This window comes from Pseudomonas sp. TJI-51, assembly GCF_000190455.2.
GTDB classification, from domain to species: domain Bacteria; phylum Pseudomonadota; class Gammaproteobacteria; order Pseudomonadales; family Pseudomonadaceae; genus Aquipseudomonas; species Aquipseudomonas juntendi.
Genome location: NZ_AEWE02000040.1, coordinates 1 through 6,235, shown reverse-complemented (window position 1 = coordinate 6,235; position 6,235 = coordinate 1). Strand labels below are relative to the sequence as shown.

The 6,235-nt window shown below is 64.2% G+C and carries 6 protein-coding genes; 2 read left to right on the top strand and 4 right to left on the bottom strand.

All coding sequences use genetic code 11. From position 1 onward, the window contains the following. Positions 1-36: 36 nt before the first annotated feature. Both G1E_RS09330 and G1E_RS09325 read right to left on the bottom strand, forming a co-directional pair. Positions 37-519, bottom strand: coding sequence for a GAF domain-containing protein (locus tag G1E_RS09330; protein ID WP_047149784.1), 483 nt, complete (start codon positions 517-519; stop codon positions 37-39). Beyond that, complete coding sequence (locus G1E_RS09325) at positions 520-1,407, bottom strand: ATP-binding protein (RefSeq protein ID WP_029887959.1); 888 nt, start codon at positions 1,405-1,407, stop codon at positions 520-522. It lies immediately after the preceding gene. A 176-nt stretch (positions 1,408-1,583) separates the two neighbouring features. Between G1E_RS09325 and G1E_RS09320 the strand changes: the two genes are divergently transcribed. Continuing rightward, positions 1,584-3,941, top strand: coding sequence for a response regulator (locus tag G1E_RS09320; RefSeq protein WP_047149783.1), 2,358 nt, complete (start codon positions 1,584-1,586; stop codon positions 3,939-3,941). Here the strand turns inward: G1E_RS09320 and G1E_RS09315 are convergent. Together G1E_RS09315 and msrB are read right to left on the bottom strand one after the other, a co-directional pair. Further along, on the bottom strand, positions 3,931-4,419 hold the full coding sequence (locus G1E_RS09315; RefSeq protein WP_009682840.1) for a glutathione peroxidase: 489 nt from the start codon (positions 4,417-4,419) through the stop codon (positions 3,931-3,933). The genes G1E_RS09320 and G1E_RS09315 overlap by 11 nt on opposite strands. A 13-nt stretch (positions 4,420-4,432) precedes the next feature. Then, positions 4,433-4,828, bottom strand: coding sequence for a peptide-methionine (R)-S-oxide reductase MsrB (gene msrB / locus G1E_RS09310; RefSeq protein WP_009682839.1), 396 nt, complete (start codon positions 4,826-4,828; stop codon positions 4,433-4,435). A 167-nt stretch (positions 4,829-4,995) separates the two neighbouring features. Between msrB and G1E_RS09305 the strand changes: the two genes are divergently transcribed. Further along, the gene (locus G1E_RS09305) at positions 4,996-6,207 is read left to right on the top strand and encodes a pyridoxal phosphate-dependent aminotransferase (RefSeq protein WP_009682838.1); all 1,212 of its coding nucleotides are present in this window, start codon (positions 4,996-4,998) and stop codon (positions 6,205-6,207) included. The last annotated feature ends 28 nt before the right edge of the window (positions 6,208-6,235 follow it).

Below are 6,235 nucleotides of genomic sequence, written 5' to 3'. Positions count from 1 at the left end.
TTGCCGGCGATAGGGCCAGCCCGGGCAACACGACAATCAGCAGTCAGTCAGCTCCAGGAAGATCGCCGCCAGGCGCTCCAGCCCCACCTGGTCCGCCTCGCTGAATCGCGCCAGCTTCGGGCTGTCCAGGTCCAGCACACCAATCAGCCTGCCCTCCTTCACCAGCGGTATCACCAGCTCGCTGTTCGACGCACTGTCGCAGGCAATGTGCCCCGGGAACGCATGCACGTCCTCGACCCGCTGGGTCTTGCCGGTGGCAGCCGCCGCGCCGCACACGCCTTTGCCGAACGGAATGCGCACGCACGCCACCTGGCCCTGGAACGGGCCCAGCACCAGTTGCCCGTTACGGTTGAGGTAGAAGCCCGCCCAGTTCAGGTCGCCTACCTGGTGGTAGAGAAATGCCGAAAACTGCGCGGCATTGGCGATGAAATCACGTTCGTCGGCAAACAGCGCCTGCACTTGCGCCGCCAGCAGGTGGTAGCCGTCGAGGCCGACGCCACTGGCATTGAGGTCGATCATTTACTTTTGCTCCAGCAATTGCAGCCCGACCCAGTAGCGAGCGAACTGATAGGCACAACGGCCATTACGGTTACCGCGGCCGGTAGCCCAGCGCACGGCGAGAATTTCCAGCGCTTCGTCACGCTGCCAGGCCAGCCCGGCCGGGGCCGCCAGCTGGCCGATCCAGTGCTCGACCACGTCAAGGAAGTGCGCCTGGGTGAACGGGTAGAACGACAGCCACAGGCCAAAGCGGTCGGACAGCGCGATCTTGTCCTCCACCGCTTCACTGGGGTGCAGCTCGCCGTCGACCCTTTTCCAGTTTTCGTTGTCGCTCTCCTTTTCCGGCACCAGGTGGCGGCGGTTGGAAGTGGCGTACAGCAGGACATTGTCCGGTGCCTGCTCCAGCGAGCCATCGAGCACGCTCTTGAGCACACGGTAGTCGCCCTCACCGGCCTCGAACGACAAGTCGTCGCAGAACAGGATGAAACGCTGCGGCAGCTTCTGCAGTTGCTCGACCACGCGCGGCAGGTCGGCCAGGTGGTCGCGTTCGATTTCGATCAGGCGCAAACCGGCGCTGGCGTGCTCGGCCAGCAGCGCACGCACCAGCGACGACTTGCCGGTGCCGCGCGAACCCCACAGCAAGGCGTGGTTGGCGGGCATGCCCTTGATGAACTGGTGGGTGTTGCGGCCCAGCTGGTCACGCTGTTTGTCGACGCCAATCAGGTCGGTCAGGCGGATGTCCAGGCTGACTTCCAGCGGCAGCAGGTAGCCGCTGCGGCCATCGCGCTGCCAGCGGGCAGCCAGGGTGGTGGCCCAGTCGATGTGCGGGCGCGGGGCCGGCAGCAGGGGTTCGAGGCGCGCCAGTACCGATTCGGCGCGGTCCAGGAAAGCGATCAAGCGAGCGTCCATGACGACTCCTAGCAATTTCAGTTTTTTGGGGCCGCTGCGCGCCCCTTCGCGGGCTTGCCCGCTCCTACAGGGATTGTGTTAGGCCTGGGGGCCCGCGAAGGGGCGCAAAGCGGCCCCCGCTTGGCGATCAACTGAAATGAACAGACAGACCCACCAGCAGCCGGGGATGATCGGCTATGCTTGCGCAGCGCAAGGAATGGGAAACCAGCTCGGAACTCATGGATATCAAGTTCACCAATCGCCTGTCATACAAGCAAGCCCGGTTGACAGTCCTGGTCGGCTTCATCCTGGGAACATTGCTCAGTCTCATCCAGATCGGCATCGATTATGCCAGCGTAGACGCATCCATCAACCGTGAAGTGCGGGCCTTGCTGCAAATCAGCCACAACCCGGCCTCGCGTATCGCCTACAACATCGACTCGGAACTGGCCCTGGAACTGACCCGCGGCCTGCTGCAGTCGCCGGCGGTGATCCGCGCACGGCTGATCGACAACAACCAGACGGTCCTGGCCGATGTCGAGCGCCCACGCCTGCAAGACCGTCTGCGGCCGCTGAGCGACTTCCTGTTCGGCGAACAGCGCCAGTTGAGCGAAAGCCTGTACCTTACCCATATGCCCGAGGAATACCTTGGCACCCTGTACCTGGACGTCGACACCTTCGCCTTCGGCAGCCGCTTTCTCGACCGTGCCGGCATCACCCTGCTCAACGGTTTTGCCCGCAGCCTGGTGCTGACAGGCCTGCTGCTGGCACTGTTCTACCTGATGCTGACCAAGCCACTGGTCACCGTTATCAGTGCGCTCAGCGGCAGCGACCCGCGCAAACCCCGGCAAACCCGCCTGGAATGCCCGCACGGCCACGAACTTGATGAAATCGGCGTGCTGGTGAAAGTGGCCAACCAGCAGTTCGTCAGCATGGCCACCGAAATCGAGCAGCGGCGCACCGCGGAAAACCGCCTGACCCAGTACCTCAACGAGCTGGAAGACATCGTCTCGGCACGCACCAACGAGCTGAAGGCCAGCAACAGCAGCCTGAGCCTGACCAACCAGGAGCTGGAACAGGCCCGCCGGCGGGCGCTGGACATGGCCCAGGCCCGCGCCGCCTTCCTTGCCAACATGAGCCACGAAATCCGCACCCCGCTCAACGGCATGCTCGGCATGATCGCCCTGGCGCTGGATAACCCGTTGCCCAGCGAGCAACGCCAGCAGCTGGCGATTGCCCACGACTCGGGCAAGGTACTGGTCGAACTGCTGAACGATATTCTCGACCTGTCCAAGTTCGACGCCGGCCAGCTGGAACTGGAGCGCATTGCCTTCGACATGGGCTCGATGGTCGAAGACACCGCCAACCTGCTGTCGCAGAACACCGCACAGAGCGTGGAGCTGACCTGCCTGATCGCCGGCGACTTCCCCAGCAGCGTGTTGGGCGACCCCACGCGGGTGCGGCAGATCGTCAGCAACCTGCTGTCCAATGCCTTGAAGTTCACCCGCTTCGGCCGCGTCGATATGCGCCTTGAGCGCATTGCCGGCGGCGTGCGCCTGCAAGTGCGTGACACGGGCATCGGCATCCCTGAAGAGGCCCAGGTGCGCATCTTCCAGCCCTTCACCCAGGCCGGCGCCGGCATCACCCGCCAGTACGGCGGCACCGGCCTTGGCCTGGCCCTGACCCGCAACCTGTGCAAAGCCATGCAGGGGCACCTGCAGATAAGCTCCGAAGCGGGCTTTGGCAGTTGCTTCACCGCCGAGCTGCCGCTGGCTGCGCACACTGAAGCCATCCCGCCACAGCCCCTGCAAGGCCGCGTGGCCGCCCTCAGTGCGGCGGGCAGCGGGCTGCACGAGCTCCTGCAGCGCGTGTTGCCCGCCTGGGGCTTGAGCTACCAGCGGCACGACAGCCGCATGGCCCTGCAGGCCACCGCGTTCGACCTGTTGATAACCGATGACGTGGACCATCTATTCGAACTGCGCCCGGCCCTGCAAGCGCCGATCCTGCTGGTTACCGCCTACGGCAACTTCCTTTCCCAAGAGCAGTCGCTGGCTTTGGCACCGCTGCACCAGCTGGCCCGCCCGCTGGCGCGCAACGCCTTGTACCAGACCCTGCGCCGAACCTTGCAAGGCCATGAGCCGGAACACCCGCTGGCCACGCCGCCCGTGACCCAGGGCGAAGGCCGCGCGCGCATCTTGTTGGTAGAAGACAACCCGGTGAACCAGCTGGTGGCCAAGGGGATGCTGGCCAAGCTCGGTTGCCAGGTCGAACTGGCAACCCAGGGCGCCGAGGCCCTGGCGGCGCTGGAACGGCAACCCTTCGACCTGGTGCTGATGGACTGCAACATGCCGGTGATGGACGGCTACGAGGCCAGCCGGCGCATTCGCCAGAGCGGCCGCTGGCCGCACCTGCCCATCGTCGCCCTCACCGCCAACGCCATGCCCGAAGAGCGCGAGCGCTGCCGGGCCGCGGGCATGAACGACTACCTGGCCAAACCGTTCCGCCGCGAAGAGCTGCTGGCGCTGGTCGACCACTGGGTGCCGCTCAGCGGCTGAGCAGGCGCTCGATGTCCGCTTCCAGTGCCTGCGGCTTGGTGAAAGGCGCATAACGCGTGACCTGGCCACTGGCCGGGTCGAGCAGGAACTTGGTGAAGTTCCACTTGACCTTCTGCGAGCCAAGCAAGCCTGGGGCACGCTGCTTCAGTTCGACATACAACGGGTGGGTGCCGGGGCCGTTGACGTCCACCTTGCGGAACAGCGGGAAGCTCACGCCGAAATTGCGTTCGCAGAACTGCGCAATTTCCCGCGCCTCGCCCGGCTCCTGCTGGCCGAACTGGTTGCACGGAAAGCCCAGCACTACCAGGCCACGCCCGCGGTAGGCCTGCCACAGTTGCTCCAGCCCCTTGTACTGGGGGGTAAAGCCGCACTGGCTGGCGGTATTGACCACCAGCAACGCCTTGCCGGGGTAGTCGCCGAGGGTCTTGTGCTCGCCGCCCAGGGTCACGCAGGGAATGTCCAGTATCGATCCAGCCATGGTCGGGCTCCGGTCAGTCGCGCGGGCGCAAGTCGATGCACACCGAGTTGATGCAGTAGCGCAGGCCAGTCGGTGGCGGGCCGTCGGGGAACACGTGGCCCAGGTGCGCATCGCAGCGGGCACAGGTGACTTCGGTACGGATCATGCCATGGGAGGTGTCGCGGATCTCGATCATCGCGCTGTCTTCGATCGGCGCGTAGAAGCTCGGCCAGCCACAGCCGGAATCGAACTTGGTCTGGGCGTCGAACAACGGCAGGCTGCAGCAGATGCAATGGTAAATGCCGTCGCGGCGCTCGCTGTTGTACTTGCCGCTGAACGGCCGTTCGGTGCCCTTCAGGCGGCAAACCTGGTACTGCTCGGGGTCGAGCATCGACCGCCATTCTTCCAGGGTTTTCTCGATCTTTTTCATGCAGGAACCTCGGCAGGCTGAAATTCACCCCACGCCGTCTTTTCCAGGGCGCGGGCGGCACGTATATTAGGTGGCTTCGTGTGCCAGGCGTTCAGTCTGTCACCCGCTTCCTGCCCTTTCAAACCTTTCGGCGGGGCGTAGCGCGTATTCTCAATCGGGATCCCATCATGCAGTTCAGCAAATCGAACAAGCTCGCCAATGTCTGCTATGACATTCGCGGCCCAGTGCTCAAGCACGCCAAGCGCCTGGAAGAGGAAGGCCACCGCATCCTCAAGCTGAACATCGGCAACCCAGCGCCCTTCGGCTTCGAGGCGCCCGACGAAATTCTCCAGGATGTGATCCGCAACCTGCCCACCGCGCAGGGCTACAGCGACTCCAAGGGCCTGTTCAGTGCACGCAAGGCGGTGATGCAGTACTGCCAGCAGAAAGAGATCGAAGGCGTCACCATCGAGGACATCTACCTCGGCAACGGTGTCTCCGAGCTGATCGTGATGTCGATGCAGGCGTTGCTCAACAACGGTGACGAGGTGCTGATCCCGGCGCCCGATTACCCACTGTGGACCGCTGCCGTGAGCCTGGCCGGCGGCAAGCCGGTGCACTACCTGTGCGACGAGCAGGCCGACTGGTTCCCCGACCTGGAGGACATCAAGGCCAAGATCACCCCGAACACCAAGGCCCTGGTGATCATCAACCCGAACAACCCGACGGGCGCGGTGTATTCCAGGGAGTTGCTGCTGGGCATGCTGGCGCTGGCCCGCCAGCACAACCTGGTGGTGTTCTCCGACGAGATCTACGACAAGATCCTGTACGACGAAGCCGTGCACATCAGCACCGCTTCGCTGGCGCCAGACCTGCTGTGCCTGACCTTCAACGGCCTGTCCAAGTCGTACCGGGTGGCGGGCTTCCGCTCTGGCTGGCTGATCATTTCCGGGCCCAAGCACCATGCGCAAAGCTACATCGAAGGCATCGACATGCTGGCCAACATGCGCCTGTGTGCCAACGTGCCGGCGCAGCATGCCATCCAGACCGCGCTGGGCGGTTACCAGAGCATCAATGACCTGGTGCTGCCACCTGGGCGCCTGCTGGAGCAGCGCAACCGCACCTATGAACTGCTGAATGACATCCCTGGGGTAAGCTGCGTGAAGCCGATGGGTGCGCTGTATGCGTTCCCGCGGATCGACCCGAAGGTGTGCCCGATCCTCAATGACGAGAAGTTCGCCCTTGACCTGCTGCTGTCGGAGAAGCTGCTGATCGTTCAGGGTACCGCGTTCAACTGGCCGTGGCCGGACCACTTCCGCGTGGTGACCTTGCCGCGGGTCGATGACCTGGAAGCGGCGATTGGGCGGATCGGCAATTTCCTGCGCACTTACTCGCAGTAAGTAACGGCCTCATCGCCGGCAAGCCAGC